The sequence below is a fragment of the Siccirubricoccus soli genome (genome assembly GCF_024178315.1).
GTDB classification, from domain to species: Bacteria; Pseudomonadota; Alphaproteobacteria; order Acetobacterales; family Acetobacteraceae; genus Siccirubricoccus; species Siccirubricoccus soli.
Map to the genome: position 1 here is coordinate 130,307 of NZ_JAMZIK010000030.1, position 24,356 is coordinate 154,662.

23 protein-coding genes are annotated in these 24,356 nt (G+C 70.1%); 9 read left to right on the forward strand and 14 right to left on the reverse strand.

Annotated elements, in window-relative coordinates:
- Positions 1 to 4: 4 nt before the first annotated feature.
- The 5 genes from NJ376_RS05910 (at position 5) to NJ376_RS05930 (ending at position 5,119) form a co-directional block, all read left to right on the forward strand.
- Positions 5 to 358, forward strand: a complete 354-nt coding sequence (locus NJ376_RS05910; RefSeq protein WP_252952307.1) for a hypothetical protein — start codon at positions 5 to 7, stop codon at positions 356 to 358.
- Positions 355 to 1,614, forward strand: a complete 1,260-nt coding sequence (locus NJ376_RS05915; RefSeq protein ID WP_252952308.1) for an MFS transporter — start codon at positions 355 to 357, stop codon at positions 1,612 to 1,614. The genes NJ376_RS05910 and NJ376_RS05915 overlap by 4 nt, the downstream gene beginning before the upstream one ends.
- 264 nt (positions 1,615 to 1,878) lie before the next feature.
- A complete protein-coding gene (locus NJ376_RS05920) occupies positions 1,879 to 2,322 on the forward strand; it encodes a MarR family winged helix-turn-helix transcriptional regulator (protein ID WP_252952309.1) in 444 nt (147 codons plus the stop codon).
- An 18-nt stretch (positions 2,323 to 2,340) separates the two neighbouring features.
- The gene (locus NJ376_RS05925; protein ID WP_252952310.1) at positions 2,341 to 3,441 is read left to right on the forward strand and encodes an HlyD family secretion protein; all 1,101 of its coding nucleotides are present in this window, start codon (positions 2,341 to 2,343) and stop codon (positions 3,439 to 3,441) included.
- Between the two features lie 148 nt (positions 3,442 to 3,589).
- Positions 3,590 to 5,119 carry a DHA2 family efflux MFS transporter permease subunit gene (locus NJ376_RS05930; protein ID WP_252952311.1) on the forward strand — a complete coding sequence of 510 codons (1,530 nt, stop codon included), beginning with the start codon at positions 3,590 to 3,592 and terminating at the stop codon, positions 5,117 to 5,119.
- Positions 5,120 to 5,337: 218 nt separating this feature from the next.
- On the opposite strand, the gene NJ376_RS05935 is transcribed toward NJ376_RS05930, so the two are convergent.
- Together NJ376_RS05935 and NJ376_RS05940 are read right to left on the reverse strand one after the other, a co-directional pair.
- Entirely contained in the window at positions 5,338 to 5,946 is a 609-nt protein-coding gene (locus NJ376_RS05935; protein WP_252952312.1) for a glutathione S-transferase family protein, read from the reverse strand.
- A 5-nt stretch (positions 5,947 to 5,951) separates the two neighbouring features.
- On the reverse strand, positions 5,952 to 6,698 hold the full coding sequence (locus tag NJ376_RS05940; RefSeq protein ID WP_252952313.1) for an enoyl-CoA hydratase-related protein: 747 nt from the start codon (positions 6,696 to 6,698) through the stop codon (positions 5,952 to 5,954).
- A 77-nt stretch (positions 6,699 to 6,775) separates the two neighbouring features.
- Here NJ376_RS05940 and NJ376_RS05945 point away from each other — a divergent pair, with 77 nt between their 5' ends.
- Complete coding sequence (locus NJ376_RS05945) at positions 6,776 to 7,732, forward strand: tripartite tricarboxylate transporter substrate binding protein (RefSeq protein ID WP_252952314.1); 957 nt, start codon at positions 6,776 to 6,778, stop codon at positions 7,730 to 7,732.
- 160 nt (positions 7,733 to 7,892) lie between these two features.
- Here the strand turns inward: NJ376_RS05945 and NJ376_RS05950 are convergent, their stop codons facing one another.
- Both NJ376_RS05950 and folE read right to left on the reverse strand, forming a co-directional pair.
- Positions 7,893 to 10,154: a TonB-dependent siderophore receptor gene (locus tag NJ376_RS05950; RefSeq protein WP_252952315.1), complete on the reverse strand. Its 2,262-nt coding sequence runs from the start codon at positions 10,152 to 10,154 to the stop codon at positions 7,893 to 7,895.
- Between the two features lie 206 nt (positions 10,155 to 10,360).
- Positions 10,361 to 10,936: a GTP cyclohydrolase I FolE gene (folE, locus tag NJ376_RS05955; protein WP_252952316.1), complete on the reverse strand. Its 576-nt coding sequence runs from the start codon at positions 10,934 to 10,936 to the stop codon at positions 10,361 to 10,363.
- 403 nt (positions 10,937 to 11,339) lie between these two features.
- On the opposite strand from folE, the gene NJ376_RS05960 reads away from it, so the two are divergent.
- Positions 11,340 to 12,794 carry a 4-hydroxyphenylacetate 3-hydroxylase family protein gene (locus tag NJ376_RS05960; protein WP_252952317.1) on the forward strand — a complete coding sequence of 485 codons (1,455 nt, stop codon included), beginning with the start codon at positions 11,340 to 11,342 and terminating at the stop codon, positions 12,792 to 12,794.
- A 104-nt stretch (positions 12,795 to 12,898) separates the two neighbouring features.
- Here NJ376_RS05960 and NJ376_RS05965 read toward each other — a convergent pair whose 3' ends face one another.
- The 5 genes from NJ376_RS05965 to rplM all read right to left on the reverse strand — a co-directional run bounded on the left by NJ376_RS05965 (position 12,899) and on the right by rplM (position 16,052).
- Positions 12,899 to 13,339, reverse strand: coding sequence for a nuclear transport factor 2 family protein (locus NJ376_RS05965; protein ID WP_252952318.1), 441 nt, complete (start codon positions 13,337 to 13,339; stop codon positions 12,899 to 12,901).
- 51 nt (positions 13,340 to 13,390) lie between these two features.
- Positions 13,391 to 13,939 carry a gamma carbonic anhydrase family protein gene (locus NJ376_RS05970; protein WP_252952319.1) on the reverse strand — a complete coding sequence of 183 codons (549 nt, stop codon included), beginning with the start codon at positions 13,937 to 13,939 and terminating at the stop codon, positions 13,391 to 13,393.
- A gap of 14 nt (positions 13,940 to 13,953) precedes the next feature.
- Entirely contained in the window at positions 13,954 to 14,901 is a 948-nt protein-coding gene (gene argC / locus NJ376_RS05975) for an N-acetyl-gamma-glutamyl-phosphate reductase (RefSeq protein ID WP_252952320.1), read from the reverse strand.
- 130 nt (positions 14,902 to 15,031) lie between these two features.
- A complete protein-coding gene (gene rpsI / locus NJ376_RS05980; protein ID WP_252952321.1) occupies positions 15,032 to 15,565 on the reverse strand; it encodes a 30S ribosomal protein S9 in 534 nt (177 codons plus the stop codon).
- Positions 15,566 to 15,569: 4 nt separating this feature from the next.
- Positions 15,570 to 16,052, reverse strand: a complete 483-nt coding sequence (gene rplM / locus NJ376_RS05985; RefSeq protein WP_252952322.1) for a 50S ribosomal protein L13 — start codon at positions 16,050 to 16,052, stop codon at positions 15,570 to 15,572.
- A 287-nt stretch (positions 16,053 to 16,339) separates the two neighbouring features.
- On the opposite strand from rplM, the gene NJ376_RS05990 reads away from it, so the two are divergent.
- Positions 16,340 to 18,046, forward strand: coding sequence for a dihydroxy-acid dehydratase (locus NJ376_RS05990; RefSeq protein ID WP_252952323.1), 1,707 nt, complete (start codon positions 16,340 to 16,342; stop codon positions 18,044 to 18,046).
- Positions 18,047 to 18,190: 144 nt separating this feature from the next.
- Complete coding sequence (locus NJ376_RS05995) at positions 18,191 to 19,366, forward strand: M20 aminoacylase family protein (RefSeq protein WP_252952324.1); 1,176 nt, start codon at positions 18,191 to 18,193, stop codon at positions 19,364 to 19,366.
- Positions 19,367 to 19,669: 303 nt separating this feature from the next.
- On the opposite strand, the gene NJ376_RS06000 is transcribed toward NJ376_RS05995, so the two are convergent.
- The 5 genes from NJ376_RS06000 to NJ376_RS06020 form a co-directional block, all read right to left on the reverse strand.
- Positions 19,670 to 19,852: a hypothetical protein gene (locus NJ376_RS06000; RefSeq protein ID WP_252952325.1), complete on the reverse strand. Its 183-nt coding sequence runs from the start codon at positions 19,850 to 19,852 to the stop codon at positions 19,670 to 19,672.
- Between the two features lie 302 nt (positions 19,853 to 20,154).
- On the reverse strand, positions 20,155 to 21,150 hold the full coding sequence (locus tag NJ376_RS06005; protein WP_252952326.1) for a branched-chain amino acid ABC transporter permease: 996 nt from the start codon (positions 21,148 to 21,150) through the stop codon (positions 20,155 to 20,157).
- 3 nt (positions 21,151 to 21,153) lie between these two features.
- The gene (locus NJ376_RS06010; RefSeq protein WP_252952327.1) at positions 21,154 to 22,038 is read right to left on the reverse strand and encodes a branched-chain amino acid ABC transporter permease; all 885 of its coding nucleotides are present in this window, start codon (positions 22,036 to 22,038) and stop codon (positions 21,154 to 21,156) included.
- A 36-nt stretch (positions 22,039 to 22,074) separates the two neighbouring features.
- Complete coding sequence (locus NJ376_RS06015) at positions 22,075 to 23,301, reverse strand: ABC transporter substrate-binding protein (protein WP_252952328.1); 1,227 nt, start codon at positions 23,299 to 23,301, stop codon at positions 22,075 to 22,077.
- Between the two features lie 74 nt (positions 23,302 to 23,375).
- Positions 23,376 to 24,356: ABC transporter substrate-binding protein (locus NJ376_RS06020; RefSeq protein ID WP_252952329.1), on the reverse strand; the 981-nt coding region annotated here is incomplete at its 5' end.

A 24,356-nucleotide genomic window follows, 5' to 3' on the forward strand; every position in this document is an offset into this window, starting at 1 on the left:
CCCGATGATCCGCGACCATTCCCTGCTCCCCTGCCTGCTGGCTGTCGGGCTGCTCGCCGGCTGCGCCGGCGGCCCCGACCCGGCGGTGTCGCCCATCGCCACTCCGCGCACCGCCCCCGACAGCCAGGCGGAGCAGACCGCGCTGGCCAATGCCTGCCGGCAGGAGGCCGACCGGATCGTCGCCACCCGCGACCGCGGCCAGCTGATGCGGGAGGATGAGCGGGACAGCCGCGTCGGCAGCCAGACCTCCATCTTCGCCCAGCGCGCCGAGACCGACCGGCTGGGCCGGATCTTCGAGCGGGACCGCATCGCCTCGGATTGCGTCGCGCAGAACGCCCGCAGCGCCCCGCAACGGTGAAGCCCGGCAGTTCCGGCGCCGGCTCGCGCTTCGGCTCCCTGGGCCGGGCGCTGGCGCAGCGTGACGCACAGCTTTTCTTCGCCGCCTCGGTGGTGTCCTGGACCGGGCTCTGGGTGCACCGCATCGCCGTCGCCTGGCTGGCCTGGGAGCTGACGGCGAGCGCCTTCTGGGTCGGCATGGTCGCCTTCTCCGACCTGGCGCCGGCGGTGGTGTTCAGCCCCATCGCCGGGGCGATCGCCGACCGGGTGGATCGGGTGAAGCTGACCATGGCCTCCCAGGCGGTGATCGCGGTGGAGGCGGCGACGGTGGCCACCACCCTCGCCACCGGCCATCTTTCCATCGGGCTGCTGCTGCTGCTGGAGATGACCTCCGGCACCGCCGCCTCCTTCGCCCAGCCGGCGCGGCAGAGCCTGATGCCGGCACTGGTGCCGCGCGCCGAGCTGCCGGCGGCCGTCGCCTGCAATTCCTTGTGCTTCAGCGTGGCAAGGCTGATCGGCCCGGCGATTGCGGGCCCGCTGATCGCCTGGGGCGGGGTGGTGCCGGCGGTGGCGCTGAATGCCTGCGCCTATGCCTTCGCCTGCCTCAGCATGCTGGGGCTGCGGGTGGACGCCGCGGAGCGCCGCGGCCATGCGCCGGAGGGCAGCATGCTGGCCGAGGTGATGGCCGGCTTCCGCTATGTCGGCCGGCATCCCGGCATCCGCCCGCTGCTGATCTTCGCCGCCACGGCCAGCGTGCTGATGCGCGGGGTGCAGGAGATCCTGCCGCCCTATGTGGAGCGGCTGTTCCACCGCGGCCCGGACGGGCTGGCGATGCTGACGGCGGCGATCGGCCTCGGCGCGCTCTTCGCCGGGCTGTGGGTGGCGAATCGCGGGCGGCTCACCGGGGCGACGGCGCTGTCGGTGGGGGCGGTGGCGGTGCAGGCAGTGGCGACGGTCGGCTTCGTGGCGACCGGCTACTTCCCCTTTGCCCTGCTCTGCGCGGCGGTGCTGGGGGCGGCGGCCTCGGTGCATGGCATCTCCACCCAGACGCTGATGCAGAGCGCGGCGGACCATTCCATGCGGGGGCGGGTGCTGAGCCTCTGGGGCATGGTCACGCGGGCCTGCCCGGCGAGCGGGGCCCTGGCGCTGGGCACGGCGGGGGAGGTGTTCGGGCTGCGGATGCCGACCATCATCGCCATGCTGCTGGCGCTGGGGGTGGCCGCCTGGGCGGCGGGCCGGCTGCCGGTGATGGTGCGGGAGCTGGAAGTCCCGCACTGATTTCATTCCCCACGAAGTCGCTGCGCGCCCTCGCGGGGCCCCGGATGCGCACAGGCGGCCCGGGGCCTTCCGCGGCCAAGCCACGGAAGGACAACGGGCAGCGACCTTCGACAGGCGGAGCAGGGGCTGGACCCGCAGCGCGCGGCGAGGCCCCCCTTGCATAAATGATTAGCAGGCTTATGTTCACTCTGCTGATTCTCCCTAAGGTGCGGTCTTCGCTGCCCCTGACCGGTGGCGCCCCCGCCCTCGCCCTGCTCATCGCCGATGCCCGACACCCTCCTCACCCTGCTGCATGAAGTCGCCCATCTCAGCCGCACCCGGGCGGACCGCCTGGCCCGCGCCCAGGGGATGAGCCGCGCCCAGTGGATCGCCCTGGTGAAGCTGCGCCAGCGCGACGGGATGACCCAGAGGGACCTGGCGGAGCTGCTGGAGGTGGAACCCATCTCGGCCGGCCGCCTGGTGGACCGCCTGGCCGCCCGCGGCCTGATCGAGCGCCGTGCCGACCCGGCCGACCGCCGCATCTGGCGCCTTCACCTCACCCCGGCGGCCGCGCCGGTGCTGGCGGAGATCGAGGCCGTCCGCGCCGCCTTCTCGGCCGAGGCGTTGCAGGGGATCGACCCCGCGCTGTGCGAGGCCGCCGCCGCCGCGTTGCAGGCCATGAAAGCCAACCTCCTGGCCGCCGAGCCCGAGACCGGCACGGCGGCTTGACTCCCAAGGACCCAAGAGATGCCTGAAGGCTCCCTCCGCACTCCGGCGGCGGCCGATGCCGCCTCCCCTGCCGCTGCCGAAGCGCCCAGACGTCAGCGCCGCTGGCTGCGCCCCGTCCTGATGCTGGGCGGCATCCTCATCGTGTTGGTCGGCGCCGGCGCCGCCTGGCTGAATGGCGGCCGCTACGCCGGCACCGACGACGCCTATGTGCAGGCCGACAAGCTGCTGCTGGCCACCGATGTCGCCGGCATCGTCCAGCGCATCGCGGTGAAGGAGGGCGACGGCGTCCGCCAGGGCCAGGTGCTGGTGGAGCTGGATTCCGCGCCCTTCCGCCATGCGCTGGACCAGGCGCAGGCGCAGCTCCGCCAGGTGGCGCTGAACCTCGCCTCCATGCAGGCGGACTACCAGCGCATGCTGCGCGACATCGCGGCGCAGGAGGCGGCGGTGCAGCTCGCCCAGGTGCAGTTCGACCGGCAGGCCCAGCTCCTCGGCACCAGCGCGGCGCTCAGGGCGAATTACGACCAGGCGCGCTTCGGCCTGGCCCAGGCGCGGCAGCAGCTCGAATCGCTGAAGGCCCAGGCCCAGGTGCAGCTCGCCAAGCTCGGCGGCGATGCCGAGGCGCCGGTGGAGCAGCACCCGGACTACCTGGAAGCCGCGGCGAAGGTCGCGGAGGCGCAGCGGCAGCTCGACCACACCGTGCTGCGGGCGCCCTTCGCTGGCGTGGTGACCCAGGTCTCCACCCTGCAGCCCGGCCAGTATCTGGCGGCGGCGACGCCCGCCTTCGCCCTGGTTTCCGCCGAGCATCTCTGGGTGGATGCGCTGCCGAAGGAGACCGACCTGACGCATGTGCGCCCGGGCGACCCGGCCACCGTCACCATCGACACCTATCCGGGCGTGACCTGGCAGGGCGAGGTGGAAAGCATCAGCCCGGCCTCGGGCGCCACCTTCAGCGTGCTGCCGGCGCAGAACGCCTCCGGCAACTGGGTGAAGGTGGTGCAGCGCATCCCGGTGCGCATCCGGGTGGAGCAGAAGCCCGGCATGCCGCAGCTCCGCGCCGGGATGAGCGCGGTGGTCTCGATCGACACCGGGCATGAGCGGCATCTGAGCGACCTGTTCTGAGAGGGCGAGGGATGGCGGCCGGCGCCCTTTCCATCCCTGCCCCTTCCCTTCCCCGCGCGGGGAAGGGCGAAGCCCTTGGCGTCGCCGGCCCGTGCGCTGCGGGGCCGGCGCCCCTCCCCCCCAATGACGCGCCGCATCAGGTGACATCGTGACCCAGGATTCCGTCCCGCATCGCGGGCTCATCACCGTCTGCGCCATGGTGGCGACCCTGATGCAGGCGCTGGACGGCACCATCGCCAATGTCGCCCTGCCCTATATGCAGGGCGGCCTCGCCGCCACCTCCGACCAGATCACCTGGGTGCTGACCAGCTACATCACGGCGGCCGCCATCCTGACCGCGCCGGTCGGCTTCCTCGCCGCGCGCTTCGGGCGGCGGGCGGTGTTCCTCGCCTCGGTGGGCGGCTTCACCATCGCCTCCCTGCTCTGCGGCGCCGCGCAGTCCCTGCCGCAGATGGTGATCTTCCGCCTGCTGCAGGGCGCCTTCGGCGCGGCGCTGGTGCCGCTCTCCCAATCCACCATGCTGGACATCTACTCGGCGGAGCAGCGCGGCTCCGCCATGGCGATCTGGGGCATGGGCGTGATGGTGGGGCCGATCCTCGGCCCGACGCTCGGGGGCTGGCTGACCGGCAATTGGAATTGGCGCTGGGTGTTCTACGTGAACCTGCCCTTCGGCCTGCTCGCCTTCCTCGGCCTGCTGGTCTTCCTGCCGAAGGACAACCCCGAACGCGACCGCCGCTTCGACTGGCTGGGCTTCGGCGTGCTGGCGCTCGGCCTTGGCGCGCTGCAGATCATGCTGGACCGGGGCGAGCTGCTGGCTTGGTTCGGCTCCACCGAGATCATCGTGGAGGCGGTGCTGGCGGGGCTCGGCATCTATCTGTTCCTGGTCCATCTGGCGCTGGCGCCGAAGCCCTTCATCCCGCCGCGCATCTTCCGGGACCGGAATTTCGCCGCCGGCCTCGGCATCATGTTCGCGGTCGGCGCCATCCTCTTCGCCACCTCGGCGCTGATGGCACCCTATCTGCAGACCCTGGCGGACTACCCGGTGCTGACGGCAGGGCTGGCGATGGCGCCGCGCGGCCTCGGCACCATGGCGGCGATGTTCATGGCAGGCCGCCTCGCCTCCCGTTTCGATCCGCGGCTGGTGATCATGGGCGGCATCCTGCTGCTGGCCTGGACGCTATGGGAGATGACGGGCTGGACGCCAGATGTCGCCATGTCGCGGCTGGTGACAATGACGGTGCTGCAGGGCGTGGGCCTCGGCTTCGTCTTCATCCCGCTGAACCTCGTCGCCTTCGCCACGCTGGACCCGAAGCTGCGCACCGACGGCACGGCGCTGATCAGCCTGCTGCGCAACCTCGGCAGCGCCATCGGCATCTCCGCCATGTCGGCGCTGCTGACGCGGAACACCCAGGCGATGCATGCCGACCTGGCGACCTATGTCACCCCGCTGAACCGGCTGTTCACCCTGCCCTGGGTGCAGCGCTTCTGGGACCCCTCCACCACCGCCGGCGCGGCGGCGCTGAACGAGGAGGTGACGCGGCAGGCCAGCATCATCGCCTATGGCAACGACTTCAAGGTGCTGATGTTCCTGGCGCTGGCGATGCTGGCGCTGCTGCCGTTGATGCGGCGGCCGGCGCGGAGCGCGGTGGTGGAGCCCGGGCATGCGGCGATGGATTGACGCCGCGCGCCGGCCCACGCCGCGGGCGCCTGCCGCACCGCGGAAGGCGTCCTGCCGCGATAGGTCAGGCCGGCGAAGACTTGGCGGCCATAGCCAGGCCCGGAGAGGACCCCGCCATCGGGGCGCGGCGGCGCCTCGCGCTCACGCCCCGCGGGAGGACACCGGATCCGCGCCACCCGGCGAGGTTCGACCCGGGGCTGCGGCCGGGCGGCCGCCTCTCAGGCGGTCAGCGCGTCATCCAGCTCCGTCGCCCGCCGATACGCCGGGCGGTCGGCAAGCCTTTGCCAATAGCGTTCCAGCACCGGCCGCCGCGGCAGCATGCCGAAATGCATCGCCCACCAGAGCTGCGCACCGAGATAGAGATCGGCGGCGGTGAAGCCCTCCCCCGCGACGTAGCCGCCATGCACCAGCGCGCCCTCCAGCGTGCCCAGTACCGCCGCCTCGGAGCCGAAGCCAAGCGCCCGCTCCCGCTCCGCCGGCACGGCGATGCCGCAGCCATTGAAGGTGACGAGCTGCTCCAGCGGCCCGGCGGCGAAGAACAGCCAGCGGTAATAGGCGGCGCGCGCGGCGGGCGGCGGCGCCAGCCCGGCCGCGGGGAAGGCATCGGCCAGATAGGCGCAGATCGCCGCCGTCTCCGCCACCACCTGCCCGCCATGGCGGATGGCCGGCACCTTTCCCATGGGGTTGATCGCCAGGTAGTCCGGCGCCTTCATGCTGGCGCCGTATTCCAGCACCACCGTCTCGTAGGGCGTGCCCACCTCCTCCAGCATCCAGCGGACGATGCGGCCGCGGGACATGGGGTGGGTGTAGAAGACCAGTTCCGTCATGGCTGTCATGCCTTCGGCTTCAGCACTTTGGCCATGATGGCCTGGGTCTCGGCGGAGGCCAGGCGCTCGGCGAAGATCTCCAGCTCCTCCTCCATCCGCGCCAGCAGCTTCGGCTGGTCCGGGCGCAGCAGGCGCTTGGTGGCGCGAAGCGACTCGACCGGCTTCCGCGCCAGGGCGCGCGCCGTCGCCATGGCGTTCGGCAGCAGCTCGGCCTGCGGGATGATCCGGTTGACGAAGCCGAGCCGCTCCGCCGCCGCGGCGTCGAAGAACTCGCCGAGGAACATCAGCTCCGCCGCCCGGTGCCGCCCGACGATCCAGGGCACCAGGAGCGAGGAGCCCAGCTCCGGCACCACGCCGAGATCGACGAAGGGCATGCGGAAGCGCGCCTCCGGCGCGGCATAGACCAGATCCGCATGCAGCAGCATGGTGAAGCCGATGCCGATGGCGAGGCCCTGCACGGCGGCCACCACCGGCTTGTCCAGCCGCGCCAGGCCCTGATAGACGCGGCGGCTGGGGCGCGGGCCGGACTCCGCCGGGCGGCTGCGGAAATCCGCGATGTCGTTGCCGGCGCAGAAGACATCCTCGCTGCCGGTGATGAGCAGGCAGCGGATGGAGTCATCCGCCTCGGTCCGCTCGATCGCCTCGGCGAGGCCGGCATACATCTCCCGCGTCAGGGCGTTCTTCTTCTCCGGCCGGGTGAACCGGACGGTGCAGACGCCCTCGGCGATCTCGGTGCGGATCTGGTCGGACATGGGGTTCCTCCTCTGCCGCGGAGGCTAGCAGCACGGCGCGGCAGGTGGCAGCATTCCGCAAAACCTGGGAGGACACCTTGGCCAAGACCGCGATCCGCCGCCGCCTCATGCTCGGCGCCCTGCCCCTGCTCGCCGCCCCCGCCCTGGCCCAGGGGCGGCCCGTCACCCTGGTGGTCCCCTTCCCGCCCGGCGGCTCCACCGACGTGATGGCACGGCTGCTGGCGGACCGCATGGCCCCTGCCCTCGGCACCAATGTGGTGGTGGAGAACCGGCCGGGCGGCGCGACGGTGGTGGGGGCGGAGGCGGTGGCGCGGGCGGCGCCGGACGGGATGACGGTGCTGGTGAACAGCGGCACCACCCTGACGCTGAACCCGCTGCTGATGAAATCCCTCTCCTACAAGCCGGAGGATTTCGCCGCCGTCTCCCTGCTCTCCACCCTGCCCTTCGCCTTCCTGCTGAAGAACAGCCTGCCCGGGGACATCGACGGCTTCGTCGCGCATGCCAAGGCACGGCCAGGGCAGCTCAACTACGGGACCAACGGCCCCTCCTCCTTCAACAACATCGCGGCGGTGCTGGTGGCGGATGCGCTGGGCATCCGGATGCAGGACGTGACCTATCGCGGGGATGCGCAGCAGCTTTCCGCCTTCCTGGCCGGGACGCTGGACCTGCTGGTGGTGGGCGGGGCCTCGGCCATCCAGCCGCACCGCAACGGCCAGGGGCGGATCATCGGCTGGACCGGGGACCGGCGCATGCCTTCCCTGCCCGATATCCCGACCTTTGAGGAGAAGGTGCCGGGGACGGTGGCGCAGACCTATTTCGGCCTCGTGGTGCCGGCACGGACGCCGCGCGGGCCGATCGAGCGGCTCTCCAAGGCCGCCGCCGCGGCGCTGCAGACGCCCGAGCTGCGGGAGCGGCTGCTGGCCGAGGGGCAATTCGCCATCGGCAGCGGGCCGGAGGATTTCGCCAGCTTCCTGCAGACGGAGGCGGCGCGCTGGCGGCCGGTGCTGGCGAAGATGAATCTGCAGATCGAGTAACCCATCCTCGGGGCCGCCGCGCGAAGGTGCTCCCACCCGCCCGCGGCACCGTCAAATGCGGCCGGCGCGGGTGGGTCAGCACCCCATCCCGCCCGGCGACGTGCCTTGGCGCGGTAGCGTCAAGCGAGGCGCGGAGCGCCGCGCCCGCGCTCCGCCCCCCTCAGAACTGGTGCCGCAGCGTGGCGATCACCGAGCGGCGGTAGCCCCAGAAGCAGAAGGTATAGGAGAGGCAGGAGGAGACGTATTTCTCGTCGAACAGGTTGCTGACATTCAGCTGCAGGCTGCTGCCCCGGAGCGACGGGCTGAGGTTCCCCAGCTCGTAGCGCGCCATCAGATCCACCAGCGTCACGTCCGGAACACGCAGCGTGTTGGCCGCGTCGCCCCAGCTCTGGCCGACATAGCGCACGCCGCCGCCCACCGTCATGCCCTCGAACCGCGTGTCCGGCTGGAAGGTGTATTGCGCGAAGATGGACGCCATGTGGTTCGGGACGGAAGTCGGCTCGGTGCCGGCCTGCGGCCGGGTCGAGGTCCGGGTGCCGACGCCGCGGTCGACGGTGACCAGGCTGTTGCTGCTCGTGTACTCGCTGTCCAGGTAGGTGTAGCTGGCCACAAGGTTGACCCCCGTTGCCAGGGTCGCCCGCGCCTCCAACTCGACGCCGCGGGTGCGGATCTCGCCGGTCTGGATGGAGTAGCTGATGTTCTGCGGATCGGTCGTCAGCACGTTCTGCCGGCGCAGGTCGAACACGGCCGCGGTGAACAGCGCGTTCACGCCCTCCGGCTGGTAGCGGATGCCGATCTCGTGCTGCTGCCCGGTGGTCGGCTGGAAGGGCCCGCCGCCGCGCGCCGGCGCGAAGGTGCCGGTCTGCGGCTCGAAGCTTTCCGTGTAGGAGTAATAGGGCACCACGCCGATCCCGGTGTGGTACAGGATGGCGGCGCGGCCGGTGAAGGCGCTGGTCTCGAAGGGCGTGCGCGTCGTGGCGCCGGTGGTCAGGTTCGTCGCCCGGGTCTCCGAATCATACCAGTCCTGGCGGCCACCGAGATGCACCGTGACCGGGCCCCAGCGGAGCTGGTCCTGGGCGTAGAGGCCGACGCCGCTCTGGGTCTGCCGGGTGCGGGTGGAATAGGCCAGGTTCGGCATGCGCACGCCATAGACCGGCGCATAGATGTCAATGGACGGCACGCCCGACTGCACGGAGCCGGCGCGGGTGTCGCTGCCCAGGTTGAAGTAGTCGAGGCCGCCCAGGATCGTATGGCTCACCGGTCCGGTCTCGACGCGGCCCTCGATCTGGTTGTCGAGGGTGATGGTGTCGAAATTGCCCTCGGTGCCGGTCAGGCCGCGGGGCGCGGTGCGGAAATCGGCGGACAGGCTCGTGAAATTGGCCTGGCGGTAATAGAAGTCGGTGTGCGCCCAGCGGAAGTTCTGGCGCGCCACGAGGTTCTCGCTGAAGCGATGCTCGGCGGCGTAGCCGAGCTGGTACTGCGTGCGGTCCAGCCGGTCGAAGCTCGGGTCGCCGTCCCAGAAATTCGTGCGGGTCCGGCCATAGGGGCTGGGGAGCACGGAGCCATAGGCGGGCACGCCGCCATAGGTGCCGCCCCATGGGTCGCGCTGGTACAGGCCCAGGAAGGTGATGGTCGTATCGGCCGTCGGCCGGAGGGTGAGCGACGGCGCGACCAGGTAGCGCTCCTCCCGCGCGTGTTCCGTCTGGGTGTCGGAGCGCGAGTAGGAGGAGACGATGCGGCCGAGGAGGGTGCGGTTCTCGTTCAGCGCGCCGCTGAGATCCGCGCCCGCGCGGAAGGTGCCGAAGCTGCCGCCCTGCAGCATCAGCTCGCGCTGGGGCTCCAGCGTCGGGCGCTTGCTGACCAGATTCACCAGCCCACCCGGGCCGGCCTGCCCATAGGTCACCGAGGCCGGCCCGCGCAGCACCTCCACGCGCTCCAGCCGGTAGGGATCGACGCTCGGATTGGCGTCGCGGCCGCCGAAGGTGCGCATGCCGTCGAGGAATTGCGGCGCCGAGAAGCCGCGGATGGTGAACTGGTCGAGGCGCCCCACCGTGCCGCGGGTATCCACCGCCACGCCGGGGGTGTAGCGCATGATGCCGTTCAGGTTCTGGGCCGACAGCGCCTCGATCTGGTCGCGGGTGACGACCGAGATGGATTGCGGCGCCTCGATGAGGGGCGTGTCGGTCTTCGTGCCGGTGGCGGTGGTTTCCGCCACGAAGCCGCGGACCGGCGCCCAGCCGCGCGGCAGGCCGGCATCGATCCGGACCTCCGGCAGGGCGATGGCGCCCTCGGGCATCTGGCCTGCCCCTGTCTGGCCGCTGGCCGGGGATGCGAGCAGGGCCGAGCCGCCGAACAGGGCGGCGATCAGCGGCAAGGCACCGCCACGCGGCCGGCCATGGGCCGGACCGTTCCGAACCTTCATCCTCTTCATGTCACTCCGTCCCGGCGCGGGCCTATCTGATATTGCGATTGATTCGCATTATCAGATAACCCAGGACGGCGGAAATGTGGAGGGCCGAAAGGAATCTCGGGCGGCAAGGTGCCGGCCAGCGGCCGGGCCGGCGGGGCCGCGCCATGGCGGCCCGCGCCCGGCATGCCGTGCGGGCATGCCGGGCGTTCAGGCCGTGGTCAGGCCGGCGACTTGATCAGCGCCATCAGCTCCCGCCGCGTATTCGCATCGTCGCGAAAGGCGCCGAGCATCCGGCTGGTGACCATGGCGGCGCCGTGCTGGTGCACGCCGCGCGTCGTCATGCACTGGTGCTCGCTTTCGATGATGACGGCGACGCCGCGCGGCTGCAGCACCGCCTCGATGGTGTTGGCGATCTGCGCCGTCAGCTTCTCCTGGATCTGCAGCCGCTTGGCATAGGCCCAGGCCACCCGCGCCAGCTTGCTGATGCCGACGACGCGCTGGGCGGGCAGGTAGGCGATATGCGCGACGCCGATGATCGGCACCATATGGTGCTCGCAATAGCTTTCCAGGCGGATGTTCTTCAGCAGGACGATCTCGTCATAGCCCTCCGTCTCCGCGAAGGTGCGTTCCAGCAGCGCCACCGGGTCGATGGCATAGCCGGCGAAGAATTCCTCATAGGCGCGGGCGACGCGGGCGGGGGTGTCGAGCAAACCCTCCCGGTGGGGGTCGTCGCCGGCCCAGCGGATGAGGGTGCGGATGGCGGCTTCGGCCTCTTCACGGCTGGGACGGGGCATGGAGCGTCTCCTTTCGGGAAGCAGAACGCAGTTGGGCGGCTCGGGCTCCGGCAAGGGACGCCGCCCGGCCGACTCGCGGCGGGGTCCGGGACCGGTTCCCGGCGGGGCTGGCGGCGCCACTGCCAAGGGCGGCACCGGTGACGCCGCCCTGGTCCGCCACCGTGACCCGGTCGCACCGGGCGCGGCGCGACAGGCCATCGGCACAGGCTAGAGCATGCTGCGTTCGCCTGCGCTCAGGCCGCATGCTCCAGGCCGTTGTTTTGCGAGCATCTTCACGCCTTCAGATGAGTCCATCTGAACGCGATCTGCTCTAGGCCGATGCCAGAGCCCGGCAAAAGATGGTTCCCCGATGACAGGGGGGCGGCGCATCCTGCCCTCCTCACGGGCAGGGGAGCCGCTCCGCATGATCCGCACCGGCGCGCAGTATCTCGACGGCATCCGGGATGGACGAGAGGTCTGGATCGACGGCGAGAAGGTGACGGATGTCGCCCGCCACCGGGCCTTCGCCCCGATCGTCGCTGCCAAGGCCCGCATGTACGACATGCAGCATGAGGCAGCCTACCAGGCGGACCTGACCTATGAGGAGAACGGCGAGCGCCACAGCCTGTTCCAGCAGCCGCCCACCACCCAGGAGGATTGGTGGCGGAAATGGCGCAGCGTGGACCTGCTGCTGCAGGATGCCGGCGGCATCGTCACCCGCGTCGGCGACGAGACGGTGGGGGAGATGTGGTCCCTGCAGGATGGCAGGGACATCCTGAACGAGATCGACCCGCGCTTCGCCGACAATATCAGCCGCCATATCCGCCGGGTGGTGGCGCTGGACCCCTTCCACGTCTCCGCCAATACCGACCCGAAGGGCGACCGCAGCCGCCCCATCACCGAGCGCGATCCCGACATGATGGTGCATGTGGTGAAGGAGACCAGCGCCGGCATCGTCATCCGCGGCGCGAAATACGAGACGGCGGCGGCCTATGCCGACCAGGCCTATCTGAAGCCCACCGTCGGCGCCTGGACCGACGAGAAGGAGAGCGACTACGCGCTGGGCTGCATCGTGAAGATGGGCGCGCCAGGGGTGAAGCATGTCTGCCGCGGCGGCTTCGCGGGACGGGGCGACCCGGCGGACACCCCGCTGGCCAGCCGCTTCGACGAGGTGGATACGCTGGTGGTGTTCGACGACGTCCTCATCCCCTGGGAGGATGTCTTCTTCTACCGCTACACCCGCGCGGCGCAGCAGGTGCGCGCCACGCTGCACCGCTACTCGGCCTTCCCCTACGTTCTCCGCCTGCTCTACAACGCCGACATGATGATCGGCGCGGCGATGTGGAGCGCGAAGCAGACCGGTCTCGAGAAGCTGCAGGCGGTGCAGGAGAAGCTGGCCGATCTGGCCTGCTACCGGGAGGGCATCCGGGCACACCTCGTCGCCTCCATCACCCTGGCGGAGCGGTCCCCGGCCGGGCTGCTGATGCCGAACCAGTCGCTGCTCTATGCCGGGCGGGTGCTGGCCTGCTCGCAGCTGCCGGTGATGATGCATGCGGCGCGGGAGCTGATCGGCGGGCAGATCTGCGTCACCCCCAACGCGGCGGCGTTTCACGCCGCCGGCAGCGGCGCATGGCTGCAGAAATTCTACACCCTGAACGCCGAGTGGGCGGCGGAGGACCGGCGCAAGCTGCTGGCCTTCGCGCGGGACCTGCTGAACAGCGATTATGCCGGGCACCGGCTGGCCTTCGTACAATTCGCCCAGGCCCCGCACTTCAACCATCTGGCGGCGGTGTACCGGAGCTTCGACTTCTCCGGCCCGCTGGACTTCGTCCGCCGCAGCGCCGGGCTGTCCGATCAGGTGCTGGGGACACCGAAGTAGCTTCGGGGTTTCCGAAGGCATTTCGGCCTTTGGCGGACGGAGTTCGAGGAGGGTCGCGCCGCAAGGCGCGCGCCCTGCAGCGCGCCGCCCTCCTCGACACCGCGCTATACGCGATAGGCCTGCCGCGCCAGCAGCTTCCAGTCGCTGCCTTCCTTCGTCCAGACTTGCATCACCCCGATCCGCACCGGCGCCGGCTGGTTGTTGGTCATCGTCTCGCCCACCAGCAGGTGCCGGACGATGGCGTTGTTCCCCGCCACGCTGATGCTCTGGTCCTGCAGGGTGATGCTGCGGAAGACGCTGGTCTTGTTCACCAGCGCATCGATGAATTGCTGCCGGTTCTCGATCTTGCCGGCGGAATGGCCGTAGCTCAGCCCGGCCACCGTCAGCGCTTCCAGCTTCGCGCGGTCCGGCTGCAGCATGGCGGCGGTCAGGGCGTCCACCGCCCGGGCCACCGCCTGCTGCTCGCCCTGCTGCGCCACGGCGGGCCGTGCCGCCAGCCAGGCGCCCACCACGGCCAGGGCCGCGGCCTGTCTGCGTTCGATCATCTGCGTTTCCTTCCCTGGGCCGTTGGCCGGCCGAGGGAAGTGTAGCGCAGATCAGCGCCCCAATGAGGCCCGATGCCGCCCCGCCAGCTCCACATAATGCGGCGCCGTCCGGTCGAAGCCGGCGCGCTGCTCCTCGCTCAGCACGCGCACCAGGGTGGCCGGGTTGCCCATCCACAGCTCGTAGCGGCCGATCCGCTTGCGCGGCGGCAGGACGGAGCCGGCGGCGAGCACCCCGCCCTCCTCGATCACCGCCTCGTCCAGCACCGTCGCCCCCATGCCGACGAAGGCGCGGTTCATCAGGGTGCAGGCATGGATGATGGCGGCGTGCCCCACCGTCACGTCATCGCCGATGACGGTCGCCTGGGTGCCGGCATTCACATGGATGATGGTGCCGTCCTGGATGTTCACCCCGCGGCCGATGCGGATGAAGTTGGTATCCCCGCGCAGCACGCAGTGATACCAGATGTTGGACTTCTCCCCGATCGTCACGTCGCCGATCACGGCCGCGGTGGGGGCGACGAAGGCGCTCTCATGCACCTCGGGGCGCTTGCCCTCGAAGGGATAGAGCGGGCCGACGATGGCCGGCGCGTTGTGGTCCATTGTACGTCCCTTCCCTATTCAGCCGCCGCCGGCAGCGTGGTCTCCACCGCGATGCCGAGCATGAGGCCGATATTCTGCACCGCGGCGCCGGAGGCGCCCTTGCCGAGATTGTCGTAGCGCGCCGTCAGTAGGGCCTGGCCGTGGGCGGCATGGCCATGCACCCGCAGCTCCAGCCGGTTGGTGTTGTTCAGCGCCTGCGGTTCCAGCTTCGCCGTGGCCGGCACCACGGAGACATAGTCGCCACCGGCATAGCGGGCGGCGAGCAGCGCCTCGAGATCGGCCGGGCTCGGCCGGCCGTTCAGCGTGTCGAGGTGGAGCGGGATGCAGTCGATCATGCCCTGGCGGAAATCGCCGACCGAGGGCACGAAGATCGGCCGCCGCTTGAGGCCGCTGTAGAGCTGCAGCTCGGCGATGTGCTTGTGCTCCAGCCCCAGGCCATAGAGCTCGAAATCCGGCGCGGTGCGGCTCTCATAGGCGGCGATCATGGCATTGCCGCCGCCGGAATAGCCGGAGACGGCATTGACCGTCACCGGATAGTCGGCGGGCATGATCCCGGCCTCGATCAGCGGCCGCAGCAGCAGAATGGCGCCGGTCGGGTAGCAGCCGGGGTTGGCGACGCGCGGCGCGGCGGCGATCCGGGCCGGCTGGTCGGGCGAGAGCTCCGGCAGGCCATAGACCCAGTCCGGGTTCACCCGGTGCGCGGTGCTGGCGTCCAGCAGCCGCGGCGCCCGCTCGCCGAGGGAGGCGGCCAGCGCCACGCTCTCCTTCGCGGCCTCGTCCGGCAGGCAGAGCACGACGAGGTCCACCTCCGCCATCAGGGCACGTCGGGCCTCCGGGTCCTTGCGGCGGGCGGGGTCGATGGAGCGGACCGCGACCTGCGGCAGGTTGGCCAGCCGCTCGCGGATCTGCAGGCCGGTGGTGCCGGCCTCGCCATCGATGAACACCGTCGGGACCTTGGTCATGGTCTGCCCCTCCTCTGGGGTGCATTTGCCGCCCAATGCGGCCCAAAAAGCAAGAGGGGCGGACCCCTGCGGGCCCGCCCCTCCGTATGACAGTCCTGCGTCGGACCGGCGCAAAGCCGGCCCGCCCGGCTCAGCGCTTGCTGAACTGGAAGGAACGTCGCGCCTTCGCCTTGCCGTACTTCTTCCGCTCGACCACGCGCGGGTCGCGGGTCAGGAAGCCGGCCTTCTTGAGAATCGGGCGGAGGCCCGGCTCGTACAGCGTCAGGGCGCGGGAGATGCCGTGCCGCACCGCACCGGCCTGGCCGGAGAGGCCGCCGCCGGTGACGGTCGCCATCACGTCGAACTGCTGGTAGCGATCGGCCACCAGGAAGGGCTGGGTGATCAGCATCCGCAGCACCGGCCGGGCGAAATACTTGCCGATCGGCTTGTCGTTGATGGTGATGGTGCCCTTGCCCGGCTTCACCCACACCCGCGCCACGGCATCCTTGCGGCGGCCGGTGGCGTAGCTGCGGCCCTGCGCGTCGCGCTTCGGCTCCCGCACCACGGGGGCCTCGCCGGCGGCGGGGGTGCCCTGCACCAGGGTCTTCAGGTCGGCCAGGGTGCCCGTCAGCGGGGCGGCAGCCGGTTGCGTGCCCGCCTCGGGGGCGCTCGTCTGATCGCTCATCGGCTCAGGCCACCTTCACGCCAGCGACATTCTTGCGGTTCATGCCCGCCACATCCAGCGCCACCGGCTGCTGGCCGGCATGCGGATGTTCCGGCCCGGCATAGACGTGCAGGTTCTTCATCTGCTTCCGGCCGAGCGGGCCGCGGGTGATCATCCGCTCCACCGCCTTCTCGATCACGCGCTCCGGGTGCTTGCCCTTGAGCCGCTCCCGCACCGTGCGCTCCTTGATGCCGCCGGGGTAGCCGGTGTGCCAGTAGAAGACGGACTGCTCCGCCTTCTGGCCGGTCACCTTCACCTTGCCGGCGTTCACCACGATGACGTGGTCGCCGCAATCGACATGCGGGGTGAATTGCGGCTTGTGCTTGCCGCGCAGCCGGTTGGCGACGATGGCGGCGAGGCGGCCAAGGACCAGCCCTTCCGCATCCACCACCACCCAGCCCTTCTTGACCTCCGCCGGCTTCAGCGAGCGGGTCTCAGTCTGCAACATGGTTCAAAGGGTCCGTATCGGGGACAGGGCGCCGTGTATGGCGCGCGAAGCGCGGCAGGTCAAGCGAAAGCCGAGGGTTTTCGCGGGCTTTCGTCATGCGGTATCATGATACCGGAGTTTGTCGTGGTCCCTCCACCATGGGCCGCCCGGCCCTAGGCCAGGGGCGGGGCAGACGCAGGGCCGCGTATCCAGCACCCGCCTTATCGCCTACCTTCTCCCGGCCAAGCCCCGGAGGGTAATGGGCAGGAAGCCGGGGCAAGCTGCGCCCATAACGCGGAGAGACGAACGTGACCGAGACGCCCCCGAAACGCGGCCTGGCCCGCGGCGCCGCCAATTACGGCGACCCGGATTTCGCCCTCTACCTCCGCCGCAGCTTCGCCAGCTCCATGGGCTATTCCCGGACGGCGCTGGAGAAGCCGGTGGTGGGCATCGCCGACACCGCCTCCGACTACAACAACTGCCACCGCACGGTGCCGGAGCTGGTGCAGGCGGTGAAGCGCGGGGTGATGCTGGCCGGCGGCCTCCCCCTCGCCTTCCCCACGGTCAGCCTCTGCGAGCCGTCGCTGACCCCCACCTCGATGCACTACCGCAACCTGATGGCGCTGGACACGGAGGCGATGCTCTCCGCCCAGCCCATGGACGCGGCGGTGCTGATCGGCGGCTGCGACAAGACGGTGCCGGCCCAGCTCATGGCCGCGGCCAGCGCCGATGTGCCCTCCGTCATGCTCGTCACCGGCCCGATGCTGGCGCAGAAATTCGAGGGCGAGCGGCTCTCCGCCTGCACCGATTGCCGCCGCTACTGGGCCCGCTACCGGGCGGGCGACGTCTCCGCAGAGCGGATCGGCGAGATCGAGGGCAAGCTCGCCACCACCGCCGGCACCTGCGGCGTCATGGGCACCGCCTCCACCATGGCCTGCCTCGCCGCGACTCTCGGCTTCATGCCGCTGATGGCGGCGAGCGCGCCGGCCGTCCATGCCGACCGGTTGCGCATCGCCGAGGAGGCGGGGGCGCTGGCGGTGCGCCTCATCACCCATCCGGTGAAGCCCTCGGAGCTCATCACCGAGAAGAGCGTGGAGAATGCGCTGCGGGTGCTGCTCTCCCTCGGCGGCTCCACCAATGCGCTGATCCACCTGACGGCGATCGCCGGCCGGGCGGGGGTGAAGATCGACCTGAAGCGGCTCGATGCGCTCTCCGAGGAGACGCCGGTGCTGGTGGACCTGAAGCCCACCGGCGAGGGCTATATGGAGGATTTCCACGCCGCCGGCGGCATGGTGGCGCTGCTCAGGGAGCTGCGCGACCTGCTGCACCTCGACTGCAAGGATCTCTACGGCCGCACCCTGGCGGAGCAGCTCGACGAGGCGCCGCCCTTCGTCGATCGCCCCATCATCCACGCCCGGGACAATCCGGTGAGCCCGGTGGGCGGCCTGGTCTCGCTCTTCGGCTCCCTGGCGCCGGATGGCGCCATCCTCAAGCGGAGCGCCGCCACCCCCTCGCTGTTCGAGACCGAGGCGCGCTGCGTGGTGTTCGACGGGCTGGAGGATCTGGCGCGGAGGATCGACGACGATGCGCTGGAGGTGACGAAGGACGACATCCTCATCCTGAAGAATGCCGGCCCGCTGACGCCGGCCGGCATGCCGGAGGCGGGTTACCTGCCGATCCCGAAGAAGCTGGCGCGGGCCGGGGTGAAGGACATGGTGCGGATGAGCGATTGCCGCATGTCCGGCACCGCCTTCGGCACCATCGTGCTGCACATCTCGCCGGAAGCGGCGGCGGGCGGGCCGCTGGCGCTGGTGGAAAGCGGCGACCGGGTGCGGCTCTCCGTCAAGGAACGGCGGCTGGAGCTGCTGGTGGCGGAGGAGGAGCTGGCCCGGCGCCGGGCAGCCTGGGCGCCGCCGGCCAAGCCGAAGCGGGGCTGGGACAAGCTGCTGCATGAGCAGGTGCTGCAGGCGCCGGAAGGGGTGGACATGGCCTTCCTGCGGCCGGAAGGGGTCTGACCACCGGTTCGAGAGGGGCGCTGCCCCTCTCAGGCTCACCCCGCCAAGGGCCGAAGGGCCCCTGGACCCCTTGAGTCTTCGATCTCGCTTGCTTCGGGCTGCGGGCGGGGTGAGATACAGGCTGCAAACGCCGGATGAGCCCCCATGCCAGTCCTGAACCGCATCGCCGAATTCCACCCCGAGATGACCGCCTGGCGGCAGGATTTCCACGCCCACCCGGAAACCGCCTTCGAGGAGGTGCGGACCAGCCGGATCGTGGCGGAGAAGCTGCGGGAATTCGGCGTGGACCAGGTCGTCACCGGCATCGCCGGCACCGGCGTGGTCGGCATCGTCCGCGGCCAGGGCAATAGCGGCCGCGCCATCGGCCTGCGGGCCGACATGGACGCGCTGCCCATCCTGGAACAGACCGGCGTCCCGCACGCCTCCACCGTGCCGGGCAAGATGCATGCCTGCGGCCATGACGGCCACACCACCATGCTGCTCGGCGCCGCGAAATACCTGGCGGAGACGCGCAACTTCGACGGCACCGTCTACCTGATCTTCCAGCCGGCCGAGGAATCGGGCGGCGGCGGCAATGTCATGGTGCAGGAGAAGTTGTTCGAGCGCTTCCCGATGGAGCGCGTCTTCGGCATGCACAATTGGCCCGGCGCGCCGGAGGGGCAGTTCCTCTGGAAGGTCGGGCCGGTCATGGCGGCGACGGCGCAGATCGAGGTGGTGATCGAGGGCAAGGGCGCCCATGGCGCCATGCCGCACCAGGGCAACGACCCGGTGGTGATCGCGGCCCAGCTCGTCACCGCGCTGCAGAGCGTGGTGGCGCGCAATGTGGAGCCGGTGGAGAGCGGCGTCATCACCATCGGCCATATCCAGGGCGGCGACACCTGGAACGTCATCCCCCAGAGCGTGACGCTGCGCGGCACCGCCCGCTGGTTCAAGTCGGAGGTGGGGGACCTGCTGGAGGAGAAATTCCTGGCGCTGGCCACCGGCATCCCGGCCGCCTTCGGCGCCACGGCAAAGGCGGTGTTCGACCGCGGCTACCCCGCCACGGTGAACGAGGAGACGAGCACCCGGCTGGCGGTGAAGGCGGCCGAGGCGGTGGCCGGCGCGGCCAAGGTGCAGGAGATGCCGAAGCCCACCATGGGCGGCGAGGATTTCTCCTTCATGCTGAACGCCAAGGATGGCTGCTACATCATGCTGGGGGCCGGCCGCGGCCCGGCCGACCCGCAGGTGCACCACCCGAAATACGACTTCAACGACGCCGTCCTGCCCATCGGCGCCAGCTACTGGGCGACGCTGGCGGAGCAGTTGCTGCCCCGGGGCTGATGTCCCGACTGCCACCTTCGCCGGATCTCCGGCGAAGGGAGCGGACGGGCGGGCACCAAGGTGACAGGCCGGTGGCCTGGGAGCGAAGCCCGCGGTGCTTCGGGACCGGGCCGCCGACGCTCGCCTGACCCGGGCGGGAAGGCCTGGCAGCGAGAACCCTGCGCCGGAGTGACGAGCCGGCGCGGCGTCACGGCGCCATCACCGGCGTGAAGCTGCCCCGGCCCTCGGCTGCCTGGAGCGGACATCTTCCTCCGCGAGGGTACGGCACGGGCGCCAACGAGCAGCGGCGGGGAATCTCTTCTCTCACCGCGCCGCCAGGCGCTGCGCTTCCCCCGCATGCTGCCGGATGAACCCCGCCATGTCGTCCGCCACCGGCGCCAGGCTCGGCAGCGACATCAGCAGCCGGATATGGCCGAGCCCGGGGGTAGATTCTCCACTCCGCCGCGCCGCCTGCCGCCCGCACCCGCCGGCCGAGCTGCCAAGCATGGCACTGGCCCCCGACGATGTCGAAGCCGCCGGCCAGCAGCAGCGGCGCCGCTCCGGGATCACGCCGCAACGCGGCGCTACCTCCGCCCCTGCCCGACGCGCTGGGGCGGCTTCACCGCTTCAGCCCCTGCGAGGCGCCGGTCGCCCGGCGCCTCCCGGGGCCCCCATGACATTGCGCAGCAACGTCATGGGGAACGACCTGGAGCAGATCGCCGTGGGGCGGCATCGCCCGAAGGCGGGAATCTGCTCTGCAAACAAAGGCGTAGAGCGTTCTCGGTGAACACATGTGAACCGAAGACGCTCTAGAGCTTCACCTTCAGCAGGCTGGCGATCTCGCCGACGACGCCGCGGCGGAAGGCGAGCACGCAGGCGACGAAGATCACGCCCTGGATCACCGTCACCCAGGCGCCCATCTCCGCCAGGTAGTTCTGCATCGTCACGATGACGGCGGCACCGACCAGCGGTCCGAACACCGTGCCGAGGCCGCCGACCAGCGTCATCAGCACCACCTCGCCCGACATCGCCCAATGCACGTCGGTCAACGTCGCGATGCCGAAGACCAGGGACTTCGTCGCCCCGGCCACGCCGGCCAGCGTCGCGGAGAGGATGAAGGCCAGCAGCTTGTAGTCATCCGTCCGGTAGCCGAGCGAGGTGGCGCGCGGTTCGTTCTCCCGGATGCTCTTCAGCACCTGGCCATAGGGCGAATGGATGATGCGGTGGATCAGCAGGAAGCCGCCGAGGAAGACCGCCACCACCATCCAGTACATGTTCATGTCCCGGTCCAGCGGCAGCACGCCGAACAGCCGGCCGCGCGGGATGGCCTGAATGCCGTCCTCGCCGCCGGTGAAGGGCGCCTGGACGCAGAAGAAATAGACCATCTGCGCCAGCGCCAGGGTGATCATGGCGAAGTAGATGCCCTGCCGCCGGATGGCGATCCAGCCGGCCACCGCGCCGAGCAGCGCCGCCGTCGCCCCGCCGATGATGATGGCGAGTTCCGGCGAAAGCCCCCAGACCTTCGCCGCATGGCCCGCGAGATACCCGCCCATGCCGAAATAGGCGGCATGGCCGAAGCTCAGCAGCCCGACATAGCCGATCAGCAGGTTGAAGGCGCAGGCAAACAGGGCGAAGCAGAGCAGCTTCATCAGGAAGACGGGGTAGAGCACGAAGGGCGCGACCGCCAGGAAGACGACAAGCACCCCGAGCGCGATGAGCTGGGCGCGGGAGAAGCCCCACACCCCCTCGCCCGGCTTGACCGAGGCGGCGATTGCGCCGGCCGTGATGGTGGTATCGGACGCCATGGCTCAGGCCCTCCCGAACAGGCCGGCGGGACGTGCCAGCAGCACGATCGCCATGATGACGAAAATGACGGTGGCGGAGGCTTCCGGCCAGAAGACCTTGGTCAGCCCCTCCACCACCCCCAGGGCGAAGCCGGTGAGGATGGCGCCGAGGATCGACCCCATCCCGCCGATGACGACGACCGCGAAGACCACGATGATGAGGTTGGAGCCCATCTGCGGGTTCACCGAGTAGATCGGCGCCGCCAGCACGCCGCCGATCGCCGCCAGCGCCACGCCGAAGCCGTAGGTCAGCGTGACCATGCGCGGCACGTTCACGCCGAAGGCCTGGACCAGCGCGGCATTCTCCGTCGCGGCGCGGAGATAGGCGCCGAGCCGGGTCTTCTCGATGATCACCCAGGTGGCGAGGCAGAGCGCCAGCGCCGCGATCACCACCCAGCCGCGATAGACCGGCATGAACATGAAGCCGAGATCCCAGGCGCCAGAGAGCTCCGTCGGGATGCGGTAGGGCAGGCCGGAGGAGCCGAATTCGTTGCGGAACACCCCCTCGATGATCAGCGCCAGGCCGAAGGTCAGCAGCAGGCCGTAGAGATGGTCCAGCTTGTAGAGTCTGGATATGAAGAGCTTTTCCAGGATGATGCCGGTGATGGCGACGATGATGGGCGCGATCAGCAGCGCCCACCAGTAGCCGATGCCGAGCCAGGCCAGCAGCATCCAGGCGGCGAAGGCGCCCATCATGAACTGTGCGCCATGCGCCATGTTGACGATGTTGAGCAGCCCGAAGATCACCGCGAGGCCGAGCGAGAGCATGGCGTAGAAGGCGCCGTTGATCAGCCCGAGCAGCAACTGCCCGAAGAGCAGCGGCGCGGGTATGCCGAAAATATCATCCATGCAGGTCGTCCCGATCCTTCGCGGTGAACATGATCCCTAGCTTCGCACGAGAGGGCAATTGCCCTCGGCGAGGGGGCGGAAGGCCTCCTCCGCCGGGGTAGTGGCCGCCAGCTTGTAGAGGTCCCAGGGGTTGCGGGACTCGCCCGGCGCCTTGACCTCGAACAGGTAGCTGGGGTGGATCTTGCGGCCATCGGCGCGGATGGTGCCGGCACCGAAGGCGTCGTCATCCGTGGGCATGGCCTTCATGCGGGCCACGGCATCGGCGCCGCTGGCCTTGGCGGCGGCCACGCCCATATCGGCCACCGCCTTCAGGTAGTGCAGCACCATGCCGTAGCAGCCGGCGGGTTCCATGGCCGGCGGGCGGTCCTGGTTCTTCGCCTTCACCCGCTGGGTCAGTGCCCGGGTTCGGTCGTTCAGGTCCCAGTAGAAGGCTTCGGTCAGCAGCAGCCCCTGGCCGCTTTCGAGCCCGACCGCCTTCACGTCGTAAATGCCCATCAGCAGGGCGGCGATCTTCATGCTGCGCTGCAGGCCGAACTCCCGCGCGCCCAGGATCGCGTTCACCGTATCCGTCCCGGCATTGGCCAGGCCCAGCACATTGGCGCGGCTGGCCCGGGCCTGCAGCAGGAAGGCGGAGAAATCCGTCGTCGCCGGGAAGGGGTAGCGGGCGCTGCCCAGCACCTTGCCGCCCTGCGCCTTCACGAAATTGCCGGTATCGCGTTCCAGCGCATGGCCGAAGGCGTAGTCGGCCGTGATGAAGAACCAGGAATCGCCCCCCGTCTTCACGATGGCCGCGCCGGTGGATTTCGCCAGCATGTAGGTGTCGTAGGTCCAGTGCACCATGTTCGGGCTGCAGGCCGGCCCGGTCAGGTCGCTGGTGGCGGCGCCGGAATTCAGGTGGACCTTGTTCTTCTCCCGGGCGATCTGGTTCGCGGCCAGCGCGACCGACGAGGTGGGGATGTCCGCCACCACGTCCACCCCCTGATCGAACCATTGCCGGGTGATGCTGGCGCCGACATCCGGCTTGTTCTGGTGGTCGGCCTGCAGCACTTCCACGTTGAAGCCGCGGCTGCCGAAATCCTGCACCGCCTGCTGCGTCAGCACCACGCTGCCGGGCCCGGCATTGTCGCGGTAGGGGCCCGACATGTCAGTCAGCACGCCGATGCGGATGGTCTGCGCCTGGGCGCGGGCGCGCCGCCGGGGCAACACCGTGCCTGCCGCCGCCGCCGCCGCGGTGCCGAGCAAGTCGCGTCTCTGCAGGACCATCCGTCTCTCTCCCATTCCTTCTGGTTTTGGGCCGGGAGCCAGGCCCCGGGCGAGCGCCCGAGTCCCCTCCCGGTTCAGCTCCGAACGAGCGGGCAGCCGCCTTCGTTCAGCGGGCGGAAGGCCTCCTCGGCCGGGGTGGTCTGGAGCAGCTTGTAGTAGTCCCAGGGGGCGTGGCTCTCCTCCGGCTTCTTCACCTCGAAGAGGTAGCTGGGGCAGAGCTTGCGGCCATCCTCGCGGATGCGGCCGGGCCCGAAGGCATCGTCGTCGCAGGGCATCGCCTTCATGCGGTTCACCACCTCGGTGCCGGACACCTTGGAGGCGGCAACGCCCATATCCGCCACCGCCTTCAGGTAGTGCAGCGTGGCGGAGTAGTTGGCGATGGAGGCCATGTTCGGCTTCACATCCTTCAGCCGCGGCTGCAGGCGCTGGGTGATAGCGCGGGTGCGGTCATTCAGGTCCCAGCAGAAGCTCTCGGTCAGCACCACCCCCTGCGCGGTCTGCAGGCCGATGGCGTGGACGTCCGGCAGGAACATCAGCAGCGCGGCCAGCTTCACGCCGCGCCGCATCAGCCCGAATTCCGCCGCCTGCTTGATGCTGTTGATGGTGTCCGCCCCGGCATTGGCCAGCCCCACCACCTTGGCGCGGGAGGCCTGGGCCTGCAGCAGGAAGGAGGAGAAATCGGTGGTCGCCGGGAAGGGATACTTCACGCTGCCCAGCACGCGGCCGCCGGCCGCCTTGATGAAGCCGGTGGTGTCGCGTTCCAGCGCATGGCCGAAGGCGTAGTCGGCGGTGATGAAGAACCAGCTGTCGCCGCCCGCCTTCACCATGGCGCCGCCGGTGGACTTCGCCAGCATGTAGGTGTCGTACATCCAGTGCACCCCGGTCGGGCTGCACTGCGCGCCGGTCAGGTCCGAGGTGGCGGAGCCGGTGTTGATGTAGACCTTGTTCTTCTCCCGCGCCACCTGATTCACCGCCAGGCCGACCGAGCTGGTCGGCACGTCGATGATCATGTCCACGCCCTGGTCGTACCATTGCCGCGCGATGTTGGCGCCGAC

What these genes read in the sequence shown, in the direction of transcription:
- NJ376_RS05910 (WP_252952307.1), top strand. Translation starts at nt 5, where the DNA reads ATGATCCGCGACCATTCCCTGCTCCCCTGCCTGCTGGCTGTCGGGCTG.
- NJ376_RS05920 (WP_252952309.1), top strand. Translation starts at nt 1,879, where the DNA reads ATGCCCGACACCCTCCTCACCCTGCTGCATGAAGTCGCCCATCTCAGC.
- NJ376_RS05925 (WP_252952310.1), top strand. Translation starts at nt 2,341, where the DNA reads ATGCCTGAAGGCTCCCTCCGCACTCCGGCGGCGGCCGATGCCGCCTCC.
- NJ376_RS05935 (WP_252952312.1), bottom strand. Translation starts at nt 5,946, where the DNA reads ATGACGGAACTGGTCTTCTACACCCACCCCATGTCCCGCGGCCGCATC.
- NJ376_RS05940 (WP_252952313.1), bottom strand. Translation starts at nt 6,698, where the DNA reads ATGTCCGACCAGATCCGCACCGAGATCGCCGAGGGCGTCTGCACCGTC.
- NJ376_RS05950 (WP_252952315.1), bottom strand. Translation starts at nt 10,154, where the DNA reads ATGAAGGTTCGGAACGGTCCGGCCCATGGCCGGCCGCGTGGCGGTGCC.
- folE (WP_252952316.1), bottom strand. Translation starts at nt 10,936, where the DNA reads ATGCCCCGTCCCAGCCGTGAAGAGGCCGAAGCCGCCATCCGCACCCTC.
- NJ376_RS05960 (WP_252952317.1), top strand. Translation starts at nt 11,340, where the DNA reads ATGATCCGCACCGGCGCGCAGTATCTCGACGGCATCCGGGATGGACGA.
- NJ376_RS05965 (WP_252952318.1), bottom strand. Translation starts at nt 13,339, where the DNA reads ATGATCGAACGCAGACAGGCCGCGGCCCTGGCCGTGGTGGGCGCCTGG.
- NJ376_RS05970 (WP_252952319.1), bottom strand. Translation starts at nt 13,939, where the DNA reads ATGGACCACAACGCGCCGGCCATCGTCGGCCCGCTCTATCCCTTCGAG.
- argC (WP_252952320.1), bottom strand. Translation starts at nt 14,901, where the DNA reads ATGACCAAGGTCCCGACGGTGTTCATCGATGGCGAGGCCGGCACCACC.
- rpsI (WP_252952321.1), bottom strand. Translation starts at nt 15,565, where the DNA reads ATGAGCGATCAGACGAGCGCCCCCGAGGCGGGCACGCAACCGGCTGCC.
- rplM (WP_252952322.1), bottom strand. Translation starts at nt 16,052, where the DNA reads ATGTTGCAGACTGAGACCCGCTCGCTGAAGCCGGCGGAGGTCAAGAAG.
- NJ376_RS05995 (WP_252952324.1), top strand. Translation starts at nt 18,191, where the DNA reads ATGCCAGTCCTGAACCGCATCGCCGAATTCCACCCCGAGATGACCGCC.
- NJ376_RS06000 (WP_252952325.1), bottom strand. Translation starts at nt 19,852, where the DNA reads ATGCTTGGCAGCTCGGCCGGCGGGTGCGGGCGGCAGGCGGCGCGGCGG.
- NJ376_RS06005 (WP_252952326.1), bottom strand. Translation starts at nt 21,150, where the DNA reads ATGGCGTCCGATACCACCATCACGGCCGGCGCAATCGCCGCCTCGGTC.
- NJ376_RS06010 (WP_252952327.1), bottom strand. Translation starts at nt 22,038, where the DNA reads ATGGATGATATTTTCGGCATACCCGCGCCGCTGCTCTTCGGGCAGTTG.
- NJ376_RS06015 (WP_252952328.1), bottom strand. Translation starts at nt 23,301, where the DNA reads ATGGTCCTGCAGAGACGCGACTTGCTCGGCACCGCGGCGGCGGCGGCG.